The organism is Pseudoalteromonas sp. SWN166, assembly GCF_015864485.1.
Lineage (GTDB): Bacteria > Pseudomonadota > Gammaproteobacteria > Enterobacterales > Alteromonadaceae > Pseudoalteromonas.
In genome coordinates, this window is the sequence record NZ_JADYXB010000013.1 from 62,791 (window position 1) to 87,598 (window position 24,808).

Genomic DNA, 24,808 nt, shown 5'->3' on the forward strand with positions numbered 1-24,808 from the left:
TGCATTGTAGCTCAAATCAGCTTTTAGCGCTAATTCACAGTGATTGTTTTAGGAGCTGTTGGGTAAATAGCATTACCTTGTTTATCTATTTTAAGCCAAATGAGTTGGCTGTTACTGTGCTGGGGTGTTTTAGCACCGCACAAAAGTGTAAATGAGTGAATTTGTATTAATGCGCCTTCGCTGTAGCGTTTGTTGTCGTACCAACAGTTTGATTCTTCATTTACAAACTGGTTTGCATCAATAATTGAATGGGTTTTAAGGGTTGTAGCTTCACTAAGTATTGAATACGATAAGCTGCTAAAACAAAAGCATAGAATTAAAAAGTTACGCATTAGAGGCCTTTAAATAGGGAGGGTTAAAAATAATACATTAAGCTAAAAAACGTGCTAGTGTAAAGTACACAAAGTGATTTTAATTATAAACTTAGTTACTCACAGAACAACTTAGATTCAAATAAAAAGGTGCACACAATGCAATTTAATCAAACAATGATCGAAGAATTCACACTATTAGCAAAGTTTCCTCGCGACAGCAAAATGCAGGGTATTAAATTACACTCAGACGCAGAGCCAAGCTTACTTAGTGCAGCGCAACGTTTATTTGAAAAAGGGATTATAGATAGCCCAGATGGCGGGTATTTAACTGATCTGGGCTTAGATTTAATTGAGCACGTTACGGTTATTCATAGCGCGCTACAAAGTTAATCTAAATTAGCTTAATTTGCATCGGGTTGATTTTGCGGTGCAGCATCATTAAATGCAGCTAATTTATTACAGTGTTCGTAAATAGCTGCAATTTTTGGGTAAGCGCTCATATCTACGTTAAAACGAATTGCATTAAATACTTGCGGCACTAAACAAATGTCAGCAAGTGTTGGTTGGTTACCAAAACAGTAGTCATCATTTTTGTTTAGCATCAGTTCTATTTTTTCAAAACTCACTTCTATCCAATGTCGATACCATTTATTTTTAGCCTCGTCATCAATACCTAATTCGTTCGATAAATACTTCAGCACGCGTAAATTATTAACAGGATGAATATCGCAGGCAATGGCAAAGCTTAAGTTTCTTATTTGTGCTTTTTGCCACGCAGTTCCTGTAATTAATGGCGATTGTGGATAAGTTTCATCAAGCCATTCCAGTATTGCAAGCGACTGTGCTAAAACACCATCATCGGTTTCAAGTGCAGGTAGTAAGCCTTGTGGATTAGTTGCTAAGTATTCCTCCCCAAGTTGCTCCGATTTTAAAAGGTTAACAATAGCAAGTTCATGATCGATTGCTTTTAAGTTAAGCGCTATACGGACTCTATAAGCCGCTGATGAGCGAAAGTAGCTGTATAATTTCATAATTAATCCTGTGAACCTGTAAATTGTTTTTTAATAGTACGCCAGCAATCGGTGTAATTTGGTTGGCGATCTTTGCCTTCTAATGCATATTTTGTTGGTGAAATTATATAGCGCGACTCAAACATAAAGGCCAAAGTGTTTTCGTATTTTTGTGGTGTAAGCTCTGCGTTTGAGGCTTTTTCAAATACGTCGGCTTCAGGTCCATGTGGCGACATACAATTGTGTAAACTTGCGCCACCAGGTACAAAACCATGCTCTTTTGCATCATACACACCCTCAATTAAGCCCATAAATTCACTCATAATATTGCGGTGATAATAAGGCGGGCGAAATGTATTTTCAGCTACCATCCAACGCGGTGGAAATATCACAAAATCGACATTTGCCATACCCTCAGTAGCAGAAGGAGAGGTTAGCACAGTGAATATAGATGGGTCGGGGTGATCAAAGCTCACTGTATTCATTACATTAAAACGCGATAAGTCGTATTTATAGGGTGAGCTATTACCCGTCCATGCAACTACATCAAAAGGAGAGTGCTTTATTTCACAGCTAAATAAATTACCGTTAAATTTAGAAACAAGCTCAAAGTCACCTTCTTTATCTTCAAAGGCAGCAACGGGGTATTGAAAGTCTCTGTCGTTGGCATAACCATTGGCACCAACAGGTCCTCGCTCTGCAAGCTCTAACGCATGGCCATAATTTTCACAAATATAACCCCGGGCTGTATCATCAATTAAATCAACAGAGAACTTAATTCCTCTGGGAATTACAGCAATTTCACCTGGTTTAATGCTTAACTTACCGCACTCGGTGTGGATTAATAACTCACCTTGCTGAGGGACAAACAACATTTCGCCATCGGCATTGCAAAAGTAACGCCCTTGCATTGACTGATTAGCGACATATACATGAATGCCAATACCCGATTGCCCATTAGCACTGCCATTAGCTGCCATTGTTACCAGGCCATCAATAAAGTCAGTAGGTTGTGAAGGCATATCAATAGGATTCCAACGTAGCATTGTTGGTGGTGTTACGGCTTCAGTGATTGGGGCTGTTCTTATTAGGCCGTTATCAATTGCTTGGTAATCACCTTGCACTACCGACGGGCGAAGGCGGTAAAACCAAGTGCGACGATTTGAAGCGCGAGGAGCCGTAAATGCAGTCGAGCTAAATTGCTCAGTGTATAAATCGTATTTAACCTTTTGTGGGCTAAATTGTCCTATTGGCAGTGCACCGGGTAGCGCTTGTGTTTCAAATTCATTACCAAAACCTGTCATATAACTTAATTGTGTCGTCATTACTGACTCCTGTGAGAGGAGGGTTGGTTTAATATTATTTTTATTTCAGTTAAGATACTCTCAAGTGAGACTAATATCAAATGTGTAACTGCGCGCGTCCGTAAATATAAATGGACACTAAAGTAAAGCTTACAAAGCGGGGATAACCAAAAATGAAAATTGATTTAGCAACGTTTTTACCCTATCAATTAACAAATATAGCAACACGCGTAAGTAACGACTTTGCCGAGGTTTATCAAACTAAATACGGTTTAAATATTCCTCAGTGGCGAATACTTGCTAACTTAGCGCAGTATGGCCAAAGCAACGCAAAGGATTTATGCACGCAAGCAAACATGGATAAATCGACCGTTTCACGCGCGGTAAAAGTTTTAATAGATAAAGGTTTAGTGAGAAGTGAGTTAAATGAGCAAGATAAGCGCGCAGCCTTACTAGTGCTGAGCCAAGCAGGGCAAAACTTATATGAAAATATAGCACCTGATGCATTGAATTGGGAAAAACAATTACTGAGCACTTTAACCACCGAAGAATATGAAGTGTTAGTGAGTATTTTTGAAAAGTTAAATAACAAATTAAAGGCATAAAAAAGCCCACAATGTGGGCTTTTAAAATATTAACTAATTTAATAAGCTAAATTAGAAAGTGTAACGAACACCTACACGCATTTGCCATACAGATGCATCAGTTTGAACTGATGTATTAGCATTGTTTGCATTAAAGTCAGAGTAAACGTAGCGACCTTGATCATCAATTGATGTTTTGATCATGCTAGCGCCTACGAAAGGACCTTTTTTAAGTACGCCCCAATCATCGTTTAACAGATTTGTAAGGTTATCAATTACAAAGAACGCTTCACCTTTATGTCCGTCCATGAAACCAGGAAGCTCTTGTGTTAACTTAAAGTTAAACTTAACAAACCAATCAGAGTTTTCAGCGTTACGGCTAGTAGTTTGGCCACGTTCTAAACCATTTGATGCAATAAAATCATTGAATTCATTGATATCAGCAGCGCTCATGTCGTAAACAACGTTAGGATCGTTTTCAAGTGGAACATACAATAGCTGGCGAGAATCATTTGAATTAAAATCACCGAATGTATCTTCGTCGCTACCATTAAATGTGAAGCTGTAAGGTAAACCTTTGTATGCTTCACCAAATAGGTTAAAGCGCGTAGCGAAACCATCTACAAACTCATGAGAGTAACCAAGCGTCATAGTAAAACGATGTGGAATTTCGTAATCTGATGATGCAACACCTGGATTATTAGGATCAGTCAGTGCAATGTTACCGAAGTTAGAACTTGCTGTAGAGCTAGTCATTGGGTTGACATCATCAGAATCTGTGTAGGCATAACCGAAGTTCATGCTAATACCATTATCAAACATTTTGCTAACAGCTAATGAGATAACTGAAGAGTCGCCGTTATCACCACTTACATTCGTAAGTAAAAGATCGCCGTTACGTCCATCAATTTCTTCATAAATCGGGCGACCATCAAATGTGCTCACACCGCTATTTTGAATTGAGATATCACGCAGTATTGCAGCATCTTTCTTCTTAGAATATAGGTAATCAAGTGAAATAACATACTCGTTTTCAGTTGTGTATGTTGCACCAATTGAGTATTTCCACTCTGAAGGAATTTCAAAATCAGGGTCTACAGCATTAACTGGACCATCACCAGAACCTACTTCTGTATCACCAATAATGTCGAATAGCTCTTGTGGAACTTCAAAACCAGGAGTGCCGCCATTCACATTTGGCGTATTAAATAAATCAATAGTTTTTGAAGCCGAATCATAATTACTTAATTGAAACTCTCTTGTGGCGATTTGTGTAAAACCATCATTCGAGTAAGAGTTAGAAAGCCATACGTTAGGGTTACCACCAGAGAATAAGCCTACGCCAGCACGTACTTCAAGTTCGTCTGTTGCATACCACTGAAAACCAACGCGTGGTTGTAGTAAGTCAATACCATCAAATGTAGCTTGGTTGTTAAAACCATAGCGACTAGCGAAGTTTGCATTAGCGTTTGGTACATCGTCACTTGTGTACTTGTCGTAACGTAAACCAAACTGAATAGTTGCATCTAAATCAGTAAATGCATACTCATCTTGTACGTAAAACGTGTGTTGCGCATACTCAAAGCTAGCACCTGAATCAGTTGGATCGTTTGTACTTACTGAGTTGTTGTAGTAAATACGGTCAGCTATGCCTGATTCAAACTCATCAATTGAACCAATGCGATACTCACCTTCAGTGTGCTGTACGAATAAATTGAAAACGCTCAAGTTTTCATATTCATAACCAGCAGTAATAGTGTGTTGGTCTAGGTAGTAAGTACCGGCAACTTTAAATGTAGTCGTATCGTAATCTAAATCGTTCGATTGACGAGAATCATCTGGGCCAATGAAAACTGTACCGCCATTTGCGGTTTTGATCTGCATTTCACCAAAGCTACTTGCTGCATCTAGTGATTGTACTGTTGCATCTAGCTCAGACTTACCAATACGAACTTCAGTAGAGAAGTCATCTGACCAATCAGAGTAAACAGATGCAATGATTGAAGTGAATTCTGCACTTTGATCATAAAAGTGATTAGATAGTGATACACGGCTAGAGCCAGTATCAGACTGTGAAACAGTATTACCATCGTTGTAGTTGTAGATTAAGTTTGCGCGGTGATCTTCGTTGATGTTCCAATCTAGTTTAACTAAGATTTTTTCATCTTCAACAGGCATACTTGAAGGCATTCCGCCTACATCATAACCATATACAGTTTGGGCAATGCTTGTGATACGCGAGATATCATCAGCAGTTACACTGCCGCTGCTTAAACCATCGTAGTTAAACTGTTGAACACCTTCAAGTTTTTCATATGAAGTGAATAAAAATAGTTTATCTTCAATTAGTGGAAGACCTACGTTGAAACCGTAACGTTTTTCAGTATAGTTACCGTTATCAATGTCATCGCCTTCAATTTTATCACCTTTGAAAGAATCGCTAGTGTAATCATAGAAAACAGCGCCATGAACATCATTGCCACCAGATTTGGTTACAGCATTAATGTTACATGATGTAAAACCACCGTATTGAACGTCAAACGGTGCAAGTTCAGCTGAAACTTGTTCAATTGAATCGAAAGAAAAAGGTGCGCGAATAGTCGGGTAACCATTTGAGCTTAAGCCGAAGTTATCGTTCATACGAACGCCGTCTAGCGTTAAGCTGTTGAAGCGAGGGTTACCACCACCACAGTTAATTGAGCCACGGCTATCATCAATTGTGATACGCGGGTCAATACGAATAATATCTTTTAAATCACGGTTAATAGCTGGCGTATTTTCAAGATCAGTTAGCGTAAATGTAGACGCCGGACCAGTACCACCAGACATTGCGCTAATTGGCGCGCCAGTAACTACAATTTGTTCCATGCTTGATTGTGACTCAAGAGAAACATTTACAGGGTAGTCGTTACCAATATTAAGAATAATGTTATTGAATTCTTGGTCTGCATATATATCTGAATCAACAACTACTTTATAAGGACCGCCAACACGCAGGCCTTTAGCTGTAAAGTAACCTGCGTCATTTACTTCAGTTGTTTTTACTGATCCAGAAGGCACATGTAAAATTGTTACTTTAGTGCCGGCTGCTGGGTTGCCGTTTGGCCCCATTACTTGACCTTTAATTGCAGAGGTCGTTTCGTTAGCCATTGCAGCGCCACTTACACCAACACATGCTGCAATAGCAAGTGAAAGAGCTGTTTTGCGTAATTGAGTTTTCATTTAATTTTCCCGTGTAGTTATTAATTAAATTTTTATATTTTTATTTTAAATTTTGTAAAATAAACAGTTGAAGTTCATTTATTCAAAATCCGTTACTAGTGTACCTTATTTATTCGTTACAAATAAAATACAACTGCAATATATTTTTAATAAATAGTACTATTTTTGTCTATTTGAGTGTTTTTTTGAGCAATAACTCTATATCGGGGTATATATTACGTGGGCTTTATGACAAACATGTGAAATTGTAGGGGTGAATATAAAAAACCCATTACAAATCTGCAATGGGTTTATTGTAACTTACAAATAACTTAACAAGTTATTGATGCAGTTTTAAGACTTAAAACTTGTAGCTAATACCAACTTTAGCCTGCCAAGCTGATGACGAAGAACTGATTTGCGAATAATTACGGACATCTGCACCGTCGTATGCTGAATCGATAATATAACGACCTTCATCATCTAAACCACCGAAGTCATAAATAGTTTGGTTTGCATAGCTTAAGCGTTTTTCGATTCCCCAGTCACTGTTAAGTAAATTGGCAAAGTTATCAATCATGAAGTAAATTTCACCACTGTGGCCTTGTGCAAAACCAGGAATTTCTTGCTTGATGCTCACATCCATGGTTGTTACCCAAGGCTGAGTCGCTGTGTTTTTACCAAGTATTTGCCCTCGTTCAGATATACCTGCTTTATTTAACAGCAGCTCTAACTGATTCCAATTCATTCCTGATTCACTCCAGTTTACGAGAGAATCATCAGCTCCTGTAGGAATATAAGGTAAGTATGCGCCGTTAGTGTATAACGTACTCGTATCGCCTAAATCACTATCTTGGTACATATTCATCGTGTAGCTAAATGGACGACCTGAACGACGTTCAAAGTAAACATTAAATTTGGTTGCGTAGCCTGAGAAAAATTCAGTATTGTAACCCAAATTAATTTTAAAGCTGTGTTCTACCTCGTAAGAGCCTCGTGCAGCAAGGTCCTCGTTACGGTTAACAGTAACATTATGTTTGTAGTTACCTTCAGCTTGCGATGCTGAACCAATAGAAGATTCAGTTACATCTTGATGTGCATAACTAAAAGAGGTAAATAAACCGTTGTCCCACTCTTTAGCTAGGCCAGTTGAGATAATAATTGAACGACCATCTTCAGATGAGTTAGTCATTACGATATCGGCATTATCAAAGTTGTCGTAAATAGTTTGATTAATAACTCGCTCACCATCGGCCGCTAATCCAATTGGTTGAATTGAAGCATTGTGCCATACCGCTTCATTTTCTTTTTTATGGTAAGCGATTTCTGCTTGCCACTTAAAACCGTTGCCCAATAATTCAGAGTCGAATTCATATTCAAAACCAATTTGAGTACGAATGCTTGAAGGCAATTTAAAATTAGGGTCTATAAAAGCAACGCTGCCGCTGCCCTTCTCTAATGAGTTTTTAATTTCATCTGGGACTTGAGTAATATCAGCTTGGTTATTAGCATAATATTCATTAATAACGGTTGAAGGGGCGGTTACCTCTGTAATACCATCGGCTTGGAATGAGTTGTTATACCAAACGTTTGGAATGCCACCTTGGAAACGACCAATACCACCACTTATTGTAAGTGCTTCTGTAGCATAATATTTAAAGCCTATACGTGGTAAAATAATATCTATACCATCAAGGTTCTCTTGATTGGTAAAGCCATACGTATTAGCAAAATTTTCATTAAGCGTTGGTTTATCATCTGATGATAAGCGCTCGTAACGAATACCCGCTGTCACTTCTAAATCATCGCCTATATAAAACTTATCTTCAATATAAAGCGCAAGTTGATTACGCGTTACGTCATAAGCTTTATCAGCTGAATTGTTGGTATAGGCATTTTTGTACTCAAAAGCGTATGGGTAGTTACCATTTTCATCTTTTTTCCAATCTGCAGCTTCAAAACTTACCATGCGATTTTCAAAATCATCTAAGCTTTTAAACTGCCACGATCCTAATGAATCTTCGGCAAATAGGTTATAAAGTTTTAATGACTCGTACTGCGCACCAAAGTTAATTTCATGCTCATCCATTAAATAGGTTGCATCAAACGTAAGCGTTAAGTTTTTAGTTTCAGATACATTAGCGTGACGGGTGCTGTCTGTACCAAAAGCAAATTGAGCTCCTGTACCACGACCATTTATTTCTTCTTCATAAACACTAACACTGCCCAAATCTGAGCGGGTATTACTATTTGATGTTACATCTTTATACGCAATACCAACCTCAGTAGAGAAGTTGTCACTCCAATCTGAATATAATTTAGTTGAAAAATTATTAAACTTAGTAACATAAGCATAAGTGTTAGATCGCATAACAACAGAGTTACCACCGCTACTGCTATTGCGCTCGTCTTGGTCGTCTTGCCACTGATACGTGAAATCTAGGCGATGTTCATCGCTAGCATTCCAGCTTAGTTTAACTAATAAGCTTTCGTTAGTATCTTCAGGCGCACCTGCTAATGAATCAGTCAGGCCGTATTCATTATTTAAAATAGAAATGAAACGATTATAGTTAGCTTCAGAAGTATTAAATTCATTAGCAGCACCAGAACCGTCGAAGCCATAATCTAGATCCTGTTCGCTTGACCATTTAGAATAGTTTACAAAATAAAATAGCTCGTCTTCAAGGATAGCGCCACCTACGTTAAAACCATAACGCTTTTCTGATTGAATAGGCTCAACATCATAAAAAGAATAAGTTTTATGACCCGTTAGTGGGTCTAATTCATCTTCTTCACGAATACTTTTTACATCGCCAGCTATCTCAGGAGTAGAGATTTCGTAAAAGCCAGAAAATTTAAACTCATTTGTACCAGATTTTGTTACTGCATTAATAGTACCGCCACCAAAGTTACCTTTAGAAGCTGAAAACGGAGATACATCAACAGAAACTTGTTCAATAGCATCAAGCGCTACAGGCGGCTGAGAAGTAGGGTAGCCACCAAAATTTAAACCAAAGTCATCATTTTGACCAATACCGTCAACAGTTAAACCATTCGACCGAGGGTTACTACCGGCAAACGTAAGTTCGCCATTGCCGTTAATACTGGCAAGTGGGTTTAAGCGCGCAATATCTTTAATATCACGGTTAAAACTTGGCATATTTTCAATTGTGTCAGAACCAAATGTGCTGCTAGAACCACCTGATTGTTGAACAATTTTATAACCAGACACTTCAATCTTTTCGATGTTTAGCGGAGCAAGCTGTGAGCTTAAACGGTAAGTTTCACCCAGGTTCAAGTAGATATTTTCAACAGTGGTATCGTTAAACGTATCAGAATCGATGATAACCATGTAAGGGCCACCTACACGTAAACCATTAGCGATAAACGTACCACTTTCGTTTGTAGTTAATTCACTAATAGTTCCCGTTGGTTGGTGAACTACTTTGATTTTAACGTTTGCAGCACTGCCACCTGAAGGCGTTGTAATTTTACCACGCATTGCAGATGAAGTATCAGCAGCCATTGCGCTTGTAGAAACACCTAGCGCTAAAATTACCGCTCCAGTTAATTTCGAAAGGCGAAGCTTAGTCATAATGTTGATTTCCCGTGTGTAGGTTATATAAATTTAATACAGTTTATTTGTCAGTCGTCATTTTTAGTGCTGTTTCTAACTCTTTTGCAGAAGGGTCAAATAAAGCATTTAATAATCCAGCTAATCGAATACCCGCCTGTTGTAAGCGCGTTTTTACGATAGGCGTATTGTTATAAATGTAGCTGTATCCAACTTCGTCGTTGGTGTACTTATAAATTTTTGTTGCTAAGTTGTGCGATTCTTCAACCCAAGTTTTAGGTGAGCTTTGTAAGTACTGTGCAATCAGTTCGCTGTTATTAGTATCGATAAATTGCGCGTATTCAGTGAACGACAAGTTTTCGTTTTCAACTAGCTTTGTATCCCAAAGGCTATGAAGATTTGTTTCTTCATTAAAAAATGAAACCTTTATACGATTACCACCTCTGTCTTCACCTCTGCCTGCATGAAATGGCTGATGGCTATCACCTACTAAATGCACTAAAAAACGTAAACTGAATTGCTTAGCGTCTAACGTGCTATTGGTATCTGTAAGTGTCTGCATTGAGTAGTGAATACCTTCAAGGATATTACTTACAGATTCTTTGTTTTTAGTATGTTCGTGGTTGAAGCTGAAAGACTTACCCGGTGCTGCATTTATATAATGCCAACGAGATGATTTCTTTTGCCAAAATTCACCAGGAGCAGATCGCATTTCATCAGGCCACGTTGATATTTGAGCTAGTGACTCGCCATCTAAATAAGGCTTAATTGCTGCTTTAGTTGTTTCGCTTATATGAGATTGTGCAATCTGCCCTACAATACGATGGCCATTTTGACCCCAAGCATGTGAGTCGGTGCTTGTGAATATCGCACTAACCAAAAGTGCAGAGGATATCGAGTACTTTATACTGTTATGCATTAGAACTTCCTAAATGAATATTTCATGGGGTTGCTATAAGCTAATGCGGTCAATTGTCCTCACTTTTCGTGTTGATAGGAAGGACTTATTAAAATTCATAGTTTCTTATTTAGATTTGATATAAATCAATGACTTATGTTTAACAGGTAAAATTACTTGTTGTAATAAGTAAGCGAAATTGTTCAAATGCACTATATAATCTTTTTTTGAGTAGCATTGCTTTGAATTTTAAAAATATCGTGTTGCACAAAATGTTAATTGTTACATTTTTGTTTCTATTATTGGTCGTTACGTGGATTTGCGGTCAAGTTAGTGTATACAACGATGATTTGCATTTTCCAGTTATGATTGAAACCTCAACAGAATGTCAAACAACTGCAACAAGTAATAAAGACCAGCTAATTATTTTCACGCAATCGAAAAAAATAGCCAAGTTATTAACACAGAATTTGTGTTCTGATAACGTAGTGGCTAAACAATATGGCTCTGTAAAAGGGTATTGGGGGTATAGAACCGCAGAAAGCTTTGAGTTTGTTGGTAAAGGAATTGCTGACTTAATTTTAGCTAAAAATAATATTATGGCCGCCTTCAAAGCAGAGTCGACTTATAACTACCAGCCCGTTGTTGGGTTTTCTGACTACACTGCCTTTTTTATATCGTCTAAAGAAAAACCTCGCATTACAAAACAGTACTTTTTAGATAAGCGTATAGGTTTGCTTGATTATCCAACTAGCCGCTCAGGGCACATATTACCAAAGAAGGTATTTAAAGAGCTGGATATTAATTTAGCTAATTTGAAAATTACCTATGCTAGTTCTCATAATGAATTACGTGATCTACTCGCCGACGGAAAAGTCGATATTATTGCTTCATTTTGGAAAGAGAGTGACGAAAAACGCTTTTCAAAAAATTATATTACGCCTTTGAGTAATAATATTTCTGGAACAAGGTGGTATTTAAAAATGCGGCAAAACAATACTGATTTGTTGTGTGCAGTTCAGGAAAACTTACTTGCTATGTCTAAAGATCAAAGGTTGCACTACTATCAAAATGTGCAGCCGTTTTGGAGTTGCGGTACTAGCTCAGTAAACTTAAAAGAGGAAGTTAGTGATGAGTAAATATAAGCAATTACTTGTTTTTATATGTTTATTTTTAATTCTATCGTCTGTTTTTTATATTTCTGTAACCCAAAAAAGCCAGCAAGTAGTTAAACAAAAAATAATTCAGATAGAGAAGCAAATAGCACTAGATCTACCCTTACTTGATTTATCAAATGAGCTGCTTAAACACTCAGGCAATAAAGACGCGGTTAATAGCTACATTAAAACCTTAAATAGCTATATCGATTCGGATGATCTTAGGGTTGTTACTATTGTGCCCAAAAGCGAGATGGTAACACCTATAAAGCCCAACCAAATAATACGTAGTTTGAGTACAAACAGCGGGTTTGTATTAGTTGTATTTAGCGTTAAGCGCACTCACTTTACGTTGAGTCAGATTATTTATTATTTAATGTTTTTTGTTTTAAGTGTGTTGGTTAGCTTTTGGATAAAATTTGCGTTTATTAAGCAAAGTAATAAACAATTGATTAATACAGAGCATCAAATAATTACTGAGCCTACGCCGCTTGTACTTATTGTTGATCTTAACGATAAAACACTATCGAGTAGCTGTAATCCAGAACAAAAAATGAGTTTAGCTAATAAGCCATTATGCTTTTATTTAGCACTTGTAGAGTATTGTACAAATAACGATGATGTAGCGCTTAGTCATAATAAAGATGTACCAGAGGAGCTGCTAGAGCTTGCGAATAAGTATTTTTATAGGTTGATTGAGCTTGGTCACACGGTTAGAAAAAGGCCTAACTTTAATAATAGTCTTGAAAAAACCTTAAGTGAAATACGTGCGGCATTAGATGAAGTGCTTAACGAATGTCCTGAAGAGAAAGAATTATATTATCCCCCAAAAGCATATGGAGAAGGGTCGCGCTCTCGACTGCATAGTTATGGGCTGGCAAATATTAGAAAAGGCAATATTGAAATAATAGGAAAGTAACACAGTTACTTTCCTATTATTATCTTCATTTATTTAGGGGTAAATTCAGCCGCTTTAAGAGGGCTGTTTTTTGATATAAAGTCTTGTAGCGCTTGGGCATCTGTTTCGTCTGTACTAACAAAGCCTTCTTTATTTGTAAGCGTAGGATAACCATCACCGCCTGATGCGTTATAGCTATTTAGACTCATGCGGTACGTTTTATTTTTATTCAAAGGTTGGCCATTAATAACCACATTAACTAGCTGGCCATTTTTACGTTCAAACGATAGCTTATGGTACTGTAAGTAAGCACCTGCATCCGGTGGGAAGCTCGTTACTGTATTTAAGTAATCCCATAAATCACTGCCTTGCCAATCCATATAAGTAATACGGTTTTTAAAAGGATGCACCTTTAAAATATCTTTATAGCTTACTTCACCCGCTTCTATTGAGCTGCGAATACCACCACCACTTATTAGTCCAAAGTCTGCATTTACTACATCCATTTGAGCTTGAATAATTACGCGCGCAAGATTAGTTTGTTGGTAGCGAACTTTGTTTCTGTCGCCTTCTAAGCGAGCATCAACTTCACCAATGGTACCTTCAATTTGTTTAGCGCCTTTTGCTTGGTATACCGCTAAGTAAGATTCAAGTTTTGAGTCTGGTTTTATGTACTCGTTTGCTAATACTTCTTTAGTAGAACCATCAGCTTGTACTTTATCAACATACAAATTAACTGGCATAAGTTTGTAGTCAAGTAACGTTAATTTACCGTTTTCAAGTTTAAACTCAGCTTTACCAACATACTTACCCCATTCATGGGCTTGCATAATGTAAGTACCGTTTTGTTGGTCTGGTTTACAGGCAAGGCCTGGTTTAAAGTTGTCGTCATTTACATTTGTATCACTCATACATACAGGTTCTTGAGAGTGACCACCAATGATCATATCAAGCGTGTTTGCAGGCAATGAACGAGCAAGTGTTACATCACCCGGTGCATTAATACCAAAGTTAGCATCAACATAATGACCCATATGAGTTAGTGCGATTGTAATATCAGGGTTGTACTTAGCTTTTATTTTTGTAGCTAGTTTTGCTGTAACGTCAACAGGGTCTTTAAACTCTAAGTGCCCAATATATTGAGGGTTACCAATTTTAGCTGTGTCGGTTGTTGTTAAACCAATAACAGCAATAGTTAATCCATTCTTTTTGAATATTTTGTAGCTATCAAACGCGTGTTCGCCTGACTCTTTTTCAAATATATTGGCTGATAAAAAAGGAAAGTTTACCCATTTTTGCTGTTGCTTCAATACATCAATAGGGTTGTCGAATTCATGATTACCCAAAGCCATTGCATCGTAACCAATCAAAGACATACCTTTAAAGTCAGGTTCTGCTTTTTGTAAGTCTGACTCAGGAATGCCTGTATTTATATCACCACCAGAGAGAAGTAAAACTGCATGACCTTGCTTTTGAGCTTCATTGCGTAAAGAGTCAATTAACGTTTTGCGAGCGGCCATACCGTATTCGCCTTTTTCGTTGTGCCAAAAGCGCCCATGATTATCGTTAGTATGAAGTACAGTAAGATATTGAGTTGCAGGAGAGTTATTTACACTTGAGTCGGTTGTAGCCGATGTACACCCAAGTACGCTTAAAAAAACTGAAAATAAAATAATTATTCGCATAAAATACCTGTCTATTAAGGCCCACTTAATTTATTGAGCGGCTAGTTTAAACTAGTTTTATGCGAAAAAAACGTACTTATTTACATTTCATCTTAATTACGGCTTGTCGCAGCAGTTTCTCTGCGCTTTAACTCTTTACTCGCATATTCAGATTTTTCATGGTTTGCTGCAATCATCCATGTTAAAAAGCTGGCAGGTAGCTTTGTGTAAGCTTCGCCTCTGTGTAAACCAAAGTCGCAAATTGTGTGTCGTGTGTTTGACATTATTATTACCAGTGTTTTTTATTTTGGTTGATAGTAGCAAAAGTACACACAGAGGTAAGATGATTTAGCTTTAGCTGTTTTAATTTTTATAACTAAAAAGAATATATAAAATGTAATTTAAATGTTACCAAGGCGGTCTAATTTGTATCAATCACCTTTTTATTATCGATTTTTTAACTGAATAATATTAACTTACTTGTATTAACAATTATTTAAATAAATATAACAACAGGATGTAACATGAAAAAACTCTTACTTGGCTCAGTACTCGCTGCAGCAAGTTTTACAAGTACTGCCACTATTATCGAAATGAACACGAGCCAAGGTGTCATAGAAATTAACTTATTTGATCAACAAACACCTAAAACAGTCGCAAATTTTTTAAGTTATGTTCAAGATGATTCATATAACGAAACTGTGATTCACCGTTCTGTGAGTAACTTTGTTATTCAAGGTGGTGGATTTACATACTCTGATTCATTAGATGCGATTACTACAAAGCCTGCTGTAGAAAATGAACCCGTTTTTTCTAATGTTAAGGGCACCATTGCAATGGCTAAGTTATCAGGCAATGAAAATAGCGCTACAAGCCAGTGGTTTTTTAATATGGCTAATAACAGCGCAGGAAGTGCAGCGCTAGATACACAAAACGGCGGTTTTACTGTGTTTGGGCAAATTACTGCTGCGAGTCAGTCAACCTTGGATAAAATTGCGGCGCTGGTTCATTGCAACGATATGCCGGTTGTTGATATTACCGCAGAGCAATGCTCAAGCAGTGATGTAAGCTTCAGCAGTGCTAATTTAGTAACTATTCAAAGTGTAACCGTGATGGATGATGATCCGAATTCTGCTGCTGGCCTTACTGTAACTGAAAATACGTTAATTGACTCAGGTGCACCAATAAGCTCAGGTAGTAGTTCTGGCGGTGGGCTAGGGTGGCTTTTAGGCGCTTTTTTACTTGTGCTTCCTCGCTTGAGACGTGCTAAATAATCTAATCAATAGTAATGTGGCAGGCGTAAATTGCCTTTCACATTACTACTTAGCATGAGCTGTTTAAAGCATTACTCGCCAAACCATTGCCAGCCAAATTGTAAACACACAAACACAACCCAATAAAAACACATTAAAACGTGCTCGTACGTTATTTTCACCTAAATGAATAACACTATGCACAATACGGGTTATTACAAATAAACAGGCCAGTATAGCCACAAGTGTACTGGCGCTATTTAGTTGCAGTGCAAGCAAACATCCCGCGTAAAAAAGTACAGGTATTTCAAACTGATTCGAAAAATTTCTATCTGCAACCCTAATAGTATCGCCAGCCTTATCTAACTGCATTGTTTTAAAATCGCTTAAATCTAGCTGTTTGTTTTTAGCTGCTGCAAAGCGTCTTTTACCCATAATGAGCATGACAATCAGTGAAAGGGTAACTTGTGCAAACATGGCAAGTATGATGATTTTTTCCATCGTTTTTCCTTATTATTATTTAGGGTTTGTGTATATTTTTATATTGAGTGAATTTTAATCACGGAAGGTTGGTAGACTCGCAACTAATATCCGATTATGAAGACATTTTTCACAATGTGTTACACAAAATAACGTTATTTTGTAGAAAGTTATTAATTGAAAATGTTAGTTTAGCTTAACTATATTGCTTTGAATTGGCGCATGCTATTTTGCGCAATACTTTTTAATGGAAAACAAAAATGAAAAAGATTATTGGTTTTAGTGCTATTGCACTTGCAGTTTTAAGTGGTTGTTCAAATACGGCTTCGGTTTCTGTGGCGCCTCAGGCCTCTTTATTATCAGATACGTTAGTTGTAAGCCCTAACGATAACCGCGAATATAAAACACTTAAATTAGCAAACGACATTGAAGTTATTTTAGTGTCTGATCCGAGCGCTGAAAAATCAGCAGCGGCATTAAGCGTAGGTGTTGGTTTACTGCACGACCCGATGTCGCAACAAGGTATGGCGCATTATTTAGAGCACATGCTGTTTTTAGGCACAGATCGTTACCCAGACACAAAAGGGTATTCTGATTTTATGACCAAAAATGGTGGTGCGCACAATGCGTATACGTGGCTCGATATTACTAATTACATGTTTAAAATTAATAACGACGCGTTTGATGAAGGACTAGATCGTTTTTCTGATTTTTTTAAAGCGCCTAAGTTATACCCAGAGTACACAGACAAAGAAAAAAATGCTGTAAATGCTGAATGGTCAATGCGCCGAGAAATGGACTTTTTTGGTCAGTTTAAATTAGCACGTAAAATGATGGGCGATCACCCCGCTAATCGCTTTTTAATTGGTAACCTAGAAACCCTTGGCGATAAAGAAAACAGTTCTCTTCACAAAGAAACGGTTGATTTTTATAATAAATATTACTCTTCAAATATTATGAAAGTAGCGCTTATTTCTAATTTATCGATTGCAGAAATGGAGCAAAAAGCGCAAAAATACTTTGCTGATATAAAAAATAAAAACATCGAAAAACCAACAGTAACTGCAAAACTTGATTTTGATAACGCTGGCGGAAAACGCGTGTTTTATGCGCCAAATGAAGATGTAAAACAGCTACAACTTGATTTCACCATTGCTAATAATAATAGCGAATTCGCGCTTAAACCAAATCGGTTTGTAGCATATTTACTAAGTAATGAAATGCCGGGCAGCCCAGCGCAACTGCTTCGCGACAAAGGGTGGGTGTCTCAGCTTTCGGCTTCAGCTGCACCAAATCAATATGGTAACTACGGGTCATTAAACGTAAACGCAGAGCTTACAGATGAAGGCATGAAAAATCGTGACGAAATAGTTGCGACTATTATGCAGTACATCGATTTAATTAAAAAAGAAGGCGTTGATAGCAAGTACTTCAACGAAATTCGTACATCACTAAATAACCAGTTTAAGTTTTTAGAAAAAGGTGATGAGTTTAATTATGTAAGCTCGCTTACACAAAGCATGCAAGACTATCCGTTAAATCACGCTATTAACGCACCTTATTATTATGCAAAGTTTGATGCAGATGCTGTAAACAATGTACTTGAGCAGTTAAATGCCGATACTCTTCGTATTTGGTATGTGTCACAGCAAGAAGAAACAGACTCGCAACTACACTTTTACGACGGCAAGTACCGCATTAGTGATATTAGCGATGATGAAATTGCCAGCTGGAAAAAGCCAAGCGAGTTTAAGCTAGCATTACCAACTGTAAACAATTTATTACCTGAAAACTTTGCAATAAAAACCCAAGCTTTTAAAGAGCAAAAACACCCTGAGCTTGCTTACGATAAAAATGGTGTAAAAGTATGGCGCCAAGCGAGTCAAAAATTTGCAGAGCAACCCAAAGGGCTTGTTGAAGTATATATAAATACCCAACCGGGTTTGAACGACATTAAAGCAGAAGTTTTATACTCTGTTTGGGCTGATTTATATAACATTCAACAAAGTCAGTTAAGTACCGAAGCGGCAATCGCTGGTATGAGCGTAAGCCTTGCACCGAGTAACGGCCTTGTTTTATCTATGAGTGGTTTTACAGATAAACAAGATGTATTACTTAAACAAGCTTTAACCGGATTAAAAGCCGATGAAACAGCACAAGCATTTAGCCAAGCTGTTGATCGCTTTAAACGTAATTTACTAAACCAACAAAAACAGTTTCCTTATGCACAAGCATTTGGTGAATATTCAAAACTAACGCGTACAGGTGGTTTTGATACAGATGCGCTTATTAAAGCCGCTGACTCACTGAGTGTTGCCGACTTAGCACAATTAAAAACAGCTACGTTTGCACAAAATGATTTACGCGTATTTAGTTACGGTAACTACAACCAACAAGATATTAACGCAATTGCAGAAGAGCTAAGCGCAACACTACCAAGTAATCATACACGTACTGAATTTGCACGTAGTAAAGCATGGTTACCACAACCAGGTGAAACGCTGGTACTGCAAAAAGATATTGATGTAGCTGACGTAGCTGTGGTTGATATGACGGTTCATCCAATTGCTGGCTATAAACAAAAAGCACAGGCGGCAGTATTACAAAGCCACTTTAGAACAGTTGCGTTTGATAAAATGCGTACTGAGGAGCAGCTTGCTTATGCAGTAGGTGCATTGGCTCGCCCAATTGAAGATTATTCGGCAATTGGTTTGTTTATACAAACACCAGTTAAAGGCCCTAAAGAAATTCAAAATCGTTTCGATAAGTTTAAAAAAGAATATGCTGTTGAGCTTGATAACATGAGTGAAGAGACGTTTGAGCAACTTAAAAACTCAACCCTTGTATCACTCAAAGAGCAGCCTAAAAACTTAAGCGACGAAATGAGCCCACTTATAAGCGATTGGTACCGTGAAAACTTTACCTTTGATTCTAAGCAAAAGCTGATTGATGAAGTTGAAAAAGTAACGCTCGCTGATATAAAAGATTACTACAAGCAAACAATGCTTAACCCTAATGCAGCACGTTTAAATGTGCAGTTACGCGGGACTAAGTTTATAGAAAGTGACTTTGCTGATTTACCTAATCAAACAAAAATCACAACGCTTGATGCCTATTACAATGGTATCAAACTACAAAAGTAAGCTTTATTTATACAGCTAAAAATAAACCCCAATGTATTGCTACATTGGGGTTTTTATTTAAGCCATTATTAAAAAGCCTATAACAGCTAATGCCGCAGCAATCAGTGTATATGGCAATTGTGTAACGGCATGGCTCATTAAATTACAACCAGAACCTTGCGCTGCGAGCACCGTTGAATCTGAGTAAAAGCACGCTTGGCTACCAAAAGAAGAAGCTGATAATAGCGCACCAATTACCAAGGGGATGTTAGCATCAACCGCATTTGCCAGTGGCATAACAATCGGAATTGATACAGCAAAAATACCCCAACTCGAACCCGTTGCAAACGCTAAAATAGCCATTGAAATAAACACCACAGCCGGTAAGTATCCAGCGGTCATATAAGGGCTTAAGCTACCAATAACAAACTGAGGCAAACCAATTAAGTCGCATACGTCTTTGAATATAAACGCCGCTATAACAGTGCCAATAGCGGGGATCATACTTTTAAAACCATCAAGCATGCGCTCAATCATTTCACTTACGCTCATTAATTTTTGTAGCGCATAAAACGGGAGAGTCACCGCCATTGTTGCTAGTAAGCCTTTGTATACGTCTATTTCAAAGTAAACAGTAAATGCGACGAGTAAAATAATAGGCACTAAAAAATTACGTAATTTACCTTTAGGATCGGCATCTTCAAAGTTTTCTTCAGCTGCTTTTACTGCGTATTCATCTGCTGTTTGAACGTCATTGTATTGAGCTGGATCGACTTGAGCTTGCTCAATTTGCGCCATTTGTTCTGCTTTTTTCATTGGACCAATCGCAGGAATAACACCCAACACAACAAGTAAAACAACAAGCACTGCAAACCACGCGTAAAACATGTACGGAATAGCTTGAATATAAACAGCAATACCTTTGCCTTCTTCAGCAATACCGTTATCTACCAATAAGCCACCAAAAAATACCGCCCAGGTAGATAAAGGGACAAGTACACAAATTGGTGCAGCAGTCGAGTCAACAACATAGGCAAGCATTTCGCGGCTAACTTTAAATTTATCGGTAATGCGTTTCATGGTTTCACCCACGGTAAGCGCATTTAAGTAGTCATCAATAAAAATAACCACACCCAAGCAAAAGGTCATAAACAAAGATGAACGCTTACCTTTGGTGTATTTAAGGGCTAACTTACCAAAAGCCGACGCGCCACCTGTACGTACTAATAGCGCGATAAGAGCACCAAAACCACCACATACAAGTATTAGCCAGCCGATGGTTTCGTCTGTCATCACTTTTAGCGATGTACTCGCAAAGTTATTAAGTACCTGTGCAGGGTCGGCTATAACTAAACCAACTAACGCACCAATAAGTAAAGATAAAATAGGGCGGCGTAATACAACAGCCAATACAACCACCACTAATGGAGGCAGTAAACTTATCGCAGAAGGTTCAAGCATTTAAGTATTCACAAAATTAAAAGCATGCATAAAAATTAAAGTATTAATTTTAAGCTGCTTATACAAAAACAAAGAAGATGATAAGTTTGTTGTTAAATCATCTTCCAAGTCACTGCTTTTGTACGCGAGGGAGGGACACATAAACAGTTATGTTAAATAGCAGCTTAAGTGAAACGCGTTGGCTTTGGCGCCAGACGGTGCAAGGAGTGCAAACCGCTATTGTTGTGCCTGTAAAAACATCGGCGCAAAAATAATCTGCTTTTGTATTTCAGTCAACAAAAAAACACATGATTGATAAAATTTATTAGAGGCGGCTTTAATAGTGTGATTCATATGGCTCACTTTTTTGTGGCGCGGAGTGTTGAGCAGGATGAAAATTATTAAAGAAAGAGTTTTAAGCGAAAGGTACGGCGGTAATTGATGATAAAACCGCCGTGCTTGTGTTTTTACTCAATGATTAGAGTCTTGCTTGTTCTATTTGTTTTGCAACATTTAGGTTTATATTGAGCCATGTTGCTTCAAGCGTTGAAACTAAACCATCGTAGCCGTCATCATCAATAGCTACTACGTTTGAAAAGTTATGAATACTTATTAGGCGTCGTCCGGTTTCTGGATGTGTATAATACAAACGCCAAAGCCCCGAAATATCGGCATTGCCTTTCATATCGCCATTAAAGTGATGTATTTCGTATTCAAGCTCATAAAAAGTTTGTTGATCGAGTTCAGTAATGACCGGTAAGCCCTTTATTACCATCCAGTTAGGCATAGCATTAAAAAGTGTTTGCTGGGCTGTTGCAGTGAGCATTACATCCGGCGATTCGCCCCACAAGTTGTAATTAGCAGCATGTATTTGGTTGCTATCTATTTTCATAGCGATGCCCAAATTATTTAAAGCGCCTCTAAGTACAACAGTTTGTATTCTTAGTTGCGCATCTGTATCAGCAACGTTTCGAGACGATGCACCTATAGGTTGCTCAAACTGATAATATTGTGTGGCAGTTTGTATTGATGAGCTACAACCTGCCAATAGTAATAATAAACTTGTAGTTAAAAATAACGATTTCATTATTGCTTCCTTGGTTTTGGATCTGCTGGTAATGATTTATCAAAAATTAGCATATTAGGTTGCTCGTTCAAACCGCGAGTAAGTGGCTGTAGGCCTTCACTTAAACGTTTAAATTCTTTTAATGTTTGCTGTATTTGATGATGAAGCTCAGAGCCTGCTTGATAACTGGCCATGGTTTTATCAAATTGGCGCATGGTTACTTCAAATTGCTCCATACTTTTTGTCATCTTTTCAAAGTTACGGTTAAAGTCACCCGGTAAGTTTTGTGTATCTTTTTGGCTTAGCAACTCTCGCATTTCATTAGCAAGCGCTCGGTAATCGGTAAATGTGGCTTGCATTTGTTCTAAGCTATCTTCAACTTTTAAGTTATTTACTTTATTAAGTACGTCAGAGACTTGGTCTGCCAATACGGTTATGCCGCTAGAAATACTCGGAAAAACATCATACTGTACAAGTTTACCTAGTTGCGTTTGTGGTGCATCGGGGTATATATCAAAATCAACATACACAGCACCTGTTAATAAATTACCTGGCTTTAACGACGCACGCATACCACTTTCAATCCAGCCTTTTAAACTGCCTTGCCAATACTCCTTAGCTGAAGCGCTATCGTGATACAAGCGTCCGTATTCAACTTTTATTAATACTGGCACAGCGGTGCTGTTATTTCTAAAGTGTGCAGGTTTACCGTCAATAATTACATTGGCTGGGGCTTCTACCACTGTACCTACGCGCATACCTCTATACTCTACTGGAGCACCTGGGCGTAACCCTCTAATTGATTGTTCAAACTCAATTAGGTAGTAATCAAAATCGTAAAAACGCTCCTCAAGTGCTTCTTTGTAACTTTGACTTAGTGAAAAGCTATACCCATCATCAGCTATATCGCCAGGGGCTTGTTGCTCAGGTAAGCCAACCGAAATACCGCCTTTTAAAAGCTTGCTTAAAGAACCTGTATTAATATTTATGCCATCGGCAGACAGGTCAATTTCTATTCCTGCATTTACCCAAAAAATAGAGTTCTTGGTGATGAGGTTTTGATATGGTTCTTTAATAAATACGCCGTACTTCATTGCTTGGTTTTCCCAATCAAAAGTGGCGGTTTCTATTTGACCTATTTTGTAGTTTTTGAAAAATATACCGGTACTTACATCAAGTACTTCAGCGCTGTAGCTCATTAATTTAAAACGGCCGCCTTTTACATCTTTACCAATAAGGGCGGGTTCATCTTGTAATTGAAAGCGCTCTTTTAATTCTTTACTTTCACCTGGCGAAAACTCTAAATATACACCAGACAATAGCGTGCTCATTCCGCTAATACCCGTTTCATCAATGCGTGGTTTTACGACCCAAATTTTCGCATCATCAGTTAACAAGTTATTGTAGTTTTTGTCTATTTGCGCTCGAGCAATAACGCTGTCTTGGGTATCTGATAGTCGAACATGATCAATTTGGCCTATTTTTACGCTACGTACTTTTATTTCAGTTTTACCTGCAATAATGCCTTCGGCTTGTGGCATTTCGATAAAAATAGTAGGGCCTTTATTAGCTTGGTATTGGTATAGCATCCACATGCCTACTAACAGCGCAATTGCCGGAATAATCCAGATAGCGGAAATTTTCGGTTCTTTTGTTATTTCGGCAGTTTCGGTCATGCTTTGTTCTCTGATTTTTTATTTTTGGGTGAATCCCACAATAAACGTGGGTCAAAGGCATGGGCAGCCATCATTTGGCATATTACCATAACTGTAAAAAATACAATGCCTAATCCTGGTGTTACTGACATTAAATTACCCAATTGAACTAAGGCAACTAAAATTGCCACCACAAATACATCTATCATCGACCATTTGCCAATAAACTCTGTCAGTTGATAAATTCGTGTATAACTTTTAGTGTGTCTGTTTGCAGGCCTGGTTACCATAAAGCATAAAAAGCTCAACACAAAAGCTTTAGCAAGTGGCACCACTACGCTGGCTAAAAAGATAATAGCAGCAATAGGGTAGGAGCCACTTTTCCAAAGTGTAATTACGCCACCAATTAAAGTCGAAGGTGATTCATCCCCAAGGCTAGTGGTGTGCATAATAGGTAAAATATTAGCAGGGATATAACAAACAACAGAAGTAATTAGCCAAGCTGCTGCTTTTTGTACGCTATAAGGGTTTCTGACGTGTGTTTTAGTATGACAACGCTGACAAATATTACCCGTACAAAGTTGATGGCACACATGGCAGGCTTTAATATTTTCATCTATTGCACGTTTAGCATGCTCTGCGCCTTCGAGTATTTTTACAGGCTTTATTTGAGCCCACAAGCGTGGGCGGTTTAAGTGAACAAGCGCCGCTATATATAAAATAACAAACCCCACATAAGCCCAAAAGCTAGTACCAAAACTAATATCAGCCAGCGACATGATTTTAACCATACTAACCAGTACACCGATTAAAAATATTTCCGACATAATCCAGGGCTCTAACGCAAGGGTGAACTTTAGTAGTCGCCTTGCAATCCCTTCTGGTAATGTTTTTAATACCCCAAGATGCAAAGGAATTAAAATAAGAAGCAAACCCATAGGCAGAGCAATAATGCTCAAATCGATAAATAAGCCAAGCAGTTCACTGTCGTAATTAAATAAAATACGGGCAGCATCGGGCAGAGTAATTGTTTGAGTAATACCACTACTGCTAAAAGAAATAAAAGGATAAAACATACTACTAAGTAGCATGAGTAGGGCACTAAAACTCAGTGCAACAATTCGGCTGTCGTGATTAACATCAGCTTCGCAAAGTTTGTGGTGGCAGTGCGGGCATATCGCCATTTGT

At 37.9% G+C, this 24,808-nt stretch carries 19 protein-coding genes; 6 read left to right on the forward strand and 13 right to left on the reverse strand.

Features of this window, described 5'->3' with window-relative positions:
* Positions 1 to 29: 29 nt before the first annotated feature.
* Positions 30 to 332: a DUF1496 domain-containing protein gene (locus I6F49_RS10050; protein ID WP_008134362.1), complete on the reverse strand. Its 303-nt coding sequence runs from the start codon at positions 330 to 332 to the stop codon at positions 30 to 32.
* A 138-nt stretch (positions 333 to 470) separates the two neighbouring features.
* On the opposite strand from I6F49_RS10050, the gene I6F49_RS10055 reads away from it, so the two are divergent.
* The gene (locus I6F49_RS10055) at positions 471 to 704 is read left to right on the forward strand and encodes a TIGR02647 family protein (RefSeq protein WP_007375551.1); all 234 of its coding nucleotides are present in this window, start codon (positions 471 to 473) and stop codon (positions 702 to 704) included.
* A gap of 11 nt (positions 705 to 715) precedes the next feature.
* On the opposite strand, the gene maiA is transcribed toward I6F49_RS10055, so the two are convergent.
* Both maiA and hmgA read right to left on the reverse strand, forming a co-directional pair.
* Complete coding sequence (gene maiA / locus I6F49_RS10060) at positions 716 to 1,345, reverse strand: maleylacetoacetate isomerase (RefSeq protein ID WP_197180197.1); 630 nt, start codon at positions 1,343 to 1,345, stop codon at positions 716 to 718.
* 2 nt (positions 1,346 to 1,347) lie between these two features.
* Positions 1,348 to 2,649 (reverse strand): homogentisate 1,2-dioxygenase, encoded by a 1,302-nt coding sequence (gene hmgA / locus I6F49_RS10065; protein WP_197180199.1) that lies wholly within the window; start codon positions 2,647 to 2,649, stop codon positions 1,348 to 1,350.
* A gap of 152 nt (positions 2,650 to 2,801) precedes the next feature.
* Between hmgA and I6F49_RS10070 the strand changes: the two genes are divergently transcribed.
* Positions 2,802 to 3,233 carry a MarR family winged helix-turn-helix transcriptional regulator gene (locus I6F49_RS10070; RefSeq protein WP_197180202.1) on the forward strand — a complete coding sequence of 144 codons (432 nt, stop codon included), beginning with the start codon at positions 2,802 to 2,804 and terminating at the stop codon, positions 3,231 to 3,233.
* A gap of 51 nt (positions 3,234 to 3,284) precedes the next feature.
* On the opposite strand, the gene I6F49_RS10075 is transcribed toward I6F49_RS10070, so the two are convergent.
* From I6F49_RS10075 to I6F49_RS10085, 3 genes are all read right to left on the reverse strand, one after another.
* The gene (locus tag I6F49_RS10075) at positions 3,285 to 6,434 is read right to left on the reverse strand and encodes a TonB-dependent receptor (RefSeq protein WP_197180205.1); all 3,150 of its coding nucleotides are present in this window, start codon (positions 6,432 to 6,434) and stop codon (positions 3,285 to 3,287) included.
* Between the two features lie 340 nt (positions 6,435 to 6,774).
* On the reverse strand, positions 6,775 to 10,008 hold the full coding sequence (locus I6F49_RS10080; RefSeq protein WP_197180207.1) for a TonB-dependent receptor: 3,234 nt from the start codon (positions 10,006 to 10,008) through the stop codon (positions 6,775 to 6,777).
* Positions 10,009 to 10,051: 43 nt separating this feature from the next.
* On the reverse strand, positions 10,052 to 10,906 hold the full coding sequence (locus I6F49_RS10085) for a S1/P1 nuclease (protein ID WP_166420036.1): 855 nt from the start codon (positions 10,904 to 10,906) through the stop codon (positions 10,052 to 10,054).
* 251 nt (positions 10,907 to 11,157) lie between these two features.
* Here I6F49_RS10085 and I6F49_RS10090 point away from each other — a divergent pair, with 251 nt between their 5' ends.
* Both I6F49_RS10090 and I6F49_RS10095 read left to right on the forward strand, forming a co-directional pair.
* Entirely contained in the window at positions 11,158 to 12,024 is an 867-nt protein-coding gene (locus I6F49_RS10090; RefSeq protein ID WP_197180260.1) for a hypothetical protein, read from the forward strand.
* Entirely contained in the window at positions 12,017 to 12,961 is a 945-nt protein-coding gene (locus I6F49_RS10095; RefSeq protein ID WP_197180209.1) for a hypothetical protein, read from the forward strand. The genes I6F49_RS10090 and I6F49_RS10095 overlap by 8 nt, the downstream gene beginning before the upstream one ends.
* 29 nt (positions 12,962 to 12,990) lie before the next feature.
* Here the strand turns inward: I6F49_RS10095 and ushA are convergent, their stop codons facing one another.
* Together ushA and I6F49_RS10105 are read right to left on the reverse strand one after the other, a co-directional pair.
* Positions 12,991 to 14,625 carry a bifunctional UDP-sugar hydrolase/5'-nucleotidase UshA gene (gene ushA, locus I6F49_RS10100; protein ID WP_197180212.1) on the reverse strand — a complete coding sequence of 545 codons (1,635 nt, stop codon included), beginning with the start codon at positions 14,623 to 14,625 and terminating at the stop codon, positions 12,991 to 12,993.
* Positions 14,626 to 14,717: 92 nt separating this feature from the next.
* A complete protein-coding gene (locus I6F49_RS10105; RefSeq protein WP_165741117.1) occupies positions 14,718 to 14,888 on the reverse strand; it encodes a hypothetical protein in 171 nt (56 codons plus the stop codon).
* A gap of 240 nt (positions 14,889 to 15,128) precedes the next feature.
* Between I6F49_RS10105 and I6F49_RS10110 the strand changes: the two genes are divergently transcribed.
* Positions 15,129 to 15,878, forward strand: coding sequence for a peptidylprolyl isomerase (locus tag I6F49_RS10110; protein WP_197180214.1), 750 nt, complete (start codon positions 15,129 to 15,131; stop codon positions 15,876 to 15,878).
* Positions 15,879 to 15,941: 63 nt separating this feature from the next.
* Here the strand turns inward: I6F49_RS10110 and I6F49_RS10115 are convergent, their stop codons facing one another.
* Positions 15,942 to 16,358: an MAPEG family protein gene (locus tag I6F49_RS10115; RefSeq protein ID WP_197180216.1), complete on the reverse strand. Its 417-nt coding sequence runs from the start codon at positions 16,356 to 16,358 to the stop codon at positions 15,942 to 15,944.
* A gap of 239 nt (positions 16,359 to 16,597) precedes the next feature.
* Here I6F49_RS10115 and I6F49_RS10120 point away from each other — a divergent pair, with 239 nt between their 5' ends.
* Complete coding sequence (locus I6F49_RS10120) at positions 16,598 to 19,480, forward strand: insulinase family protein (RefSeq protein WP_197180219.1); 2,883 nt, start codon at positions 16,598 to 16,600, stop codon at positions 19,478 to 19,480.
* A gap of 57 nt (positions 19,481 to 19,537) precedes the next feature.
* Here the strand turns inward: I6F49_RS10120 and I6F49_RS10125 are convergent, their stop codons facing one another.
* The 4 genes from I6F49_RS10125 to I6F49_RS10140 form a co-directional block, all read right to left on the reverse strand.
* Positions 19,538 to 20,920 carry a Na+/H+ antiporter NhaC family protein gene (locus I6F49_RS10125; RefSeq protein WP_197180220.1) on the reverse strand — a complete coding sequence of 461 codons (1,383 nt, stop codon included), beginning with the start codon at positions 20,918 to 20,920 and terminating at the stop codon, positions 19,538 to 19,540.
* Between the two features lie 457 nt (positions 20,921 to 21,377).
* Entirely contained in the window at positions 21,378 to 21,986 is a 609-nt protein-coding gene (locus I6F49_RS10130; RefSeq protein WP_197180221.1) for a PqiC family protein, read from the reverse strand.
* The gene (gene pqiB, locus I6F49_RS10135; protein WP_197180222.1) at positions 21,986 to 23,641 is read right to left on the reverse strand and encodes an intermembrane transport protein PqiB; all 1,656 of its coding nucleotides are present in this window, start codon (positions 23,639 to 23,641) and stop codon (positions 21,986 to 21,988) included. The genes I6F49_RS10130 and pqiB overlap by 1 nt, the downstream gene beginning before the upstream one ends.
* Positions 23,638 to 24,804, reverse strand: coding sequence for a paraquat-inducible protein A (locus tag I6F49_RS10140; protein WP_231615073.1), 1,167 nt, complete (start codon positions 24,802 to 24,804; stop codon positions 23,638 to 23,640). The genes pqiB and I6F49_RS10140 overlap by 4 nt, the downstream gene beginning before the upstream one ends.
* Between the last annotated feature and the right edge of the window lie 4 nt (positions 24,805 to 24,808).

Excerpts from the sequence above, each read along its gene's own strand:
- I6F49_RS10055 (WP_007375551.1), top strand. The coding sequence starts at position 471 with ATGCAATTTAATCAAACAATGATCGAAGAATTCACACTATTAGCAAAG.
- I6F49_RS10115 (WP_197180216.1), bottom strand. The coding sequence starts at position 16,358 with ATGGAAAAAATCATCATACTTGCCATGTTTGCACAAGTTACCCTTTCA.
- hmgA (WP_197180199.1), bottom strand. The coding sequence starts at position 2,649 with ATGACGACACAATTAAGTTATATGACAGGTTTTGGTAATGAATTTGAA.
- I6F49_RS10075 (WP_197180205.1), bottom strand. The coding sequence starts at position 6,434 with ATGAAAACTCAATTACGCAAAACAGCTCTTTCACTTGCTATTGCAGCA.
- I6F49_RS10140 (WP_231615073.1), bottom strand. The coding sequence starts at position 24,804 with ATGGCGATATGCCCGCACTGCCACCACAAACTTTGCGAAGCTGATGTT.
- I6F49_RS10050 (WP_008134362.1), bottom strand. The coding sequence starts at position 332 with ATGCGTAACTTTTTAATTCTATGCTTTTGTTTTAGCAGCTTATCGTAT.
- I6F49_RS10095 (WP_197180209.1), top strand. The coding sequence starts at position 12,017 with ATGAGTAAATATAAGCAATTACTTGTTTTTATATGTTTATTTTTAATT.
- I6F49_RS10090 (WP_197180260.1), top strand. The coding sequence starts at position 11,158 with ATGTTAATTGTTACATTTTTGTTTCTATTATTGGTCGTTACGTGGATT.
- I6F49_RS10120 (WP_197180219.1), top strand. The coding sequence starts at position 16,598 with ATGAAAAAGATTATTGGTTTTAGTGCTATTGCACTTGCAGTTTTAAGT.
- I6F49_RS10085 (WP_166420036.1), bottom strand. The coding sequence starts at position 10,906 with ATGCATAACAGTATAAAGTACTCGATATCCTCTGCACTTTTGGTTAGT.
- I6F49_RS10130 (WP_197180221.1), bottom strand. The coding sequence starts at position 21,986 with ATGAAATCGTTATTTTTAACTACAAGTTTATTATTACTATTGGCAGGT.
- maiA (WP_197180197.1), bottom strand. The coding sequence starts at position 1,345 with ATGAAATTATACAGCTACTTTCGCTCATCAGCGGCTTATAGAGTCCGT.
- pqiB (WP_197180222.1), bottom strand. The coding sequence starts at position 23,641 with ATGACCGAAACTGCCGAAATAACAAAAGAACCGAAAATTTCCGCTATC.
- I6F49_RS10125 (WP_197180220.1), bottom strand. The coding sequence starts at position 20,920 with ATGCTTGAACCTTCTGCGATAAGTTTACTGCCTCCATTAGTGGTGGTT.
- I6F49_RS10110 (WP_197180214.1), top strand. The coding sequence starts at position 15,129 with ATGAAAAAACTCTTACTTGGCTCAGTACTCGCTGCAGCAAGTTTTACA.
- I6F49_RS10105 (WP_165741117.1), bottom strand. The coding sequence starts at position 14,888 with ATGTCAAACACACGACACACAATTTGCGACTTTGGTTTACACAGAGGC.
- I6F49_RS10070 (WP_197180202.1), top strand. The coding sequence starts at position 2,802 with ATGAAAATTGATTTAGCAACGTTTTTACCCTATCAATTAACAAATATA.
- ushA (WP_197180212.1), bottom strand. The coding sequence starts at position 14,625 with ATGCGAATAATTATTTTATTTTCAGTTTTTTTAAGCGTACTTGGGTGT.
- I6F49_RS10080 (WP_197180207.1), bottom strand. The coding sequence starts at position 10,008 with ATGACTAAGCTTCGCCTTTCGAAATTAACTGGAGCGGTAATTTTAGCG.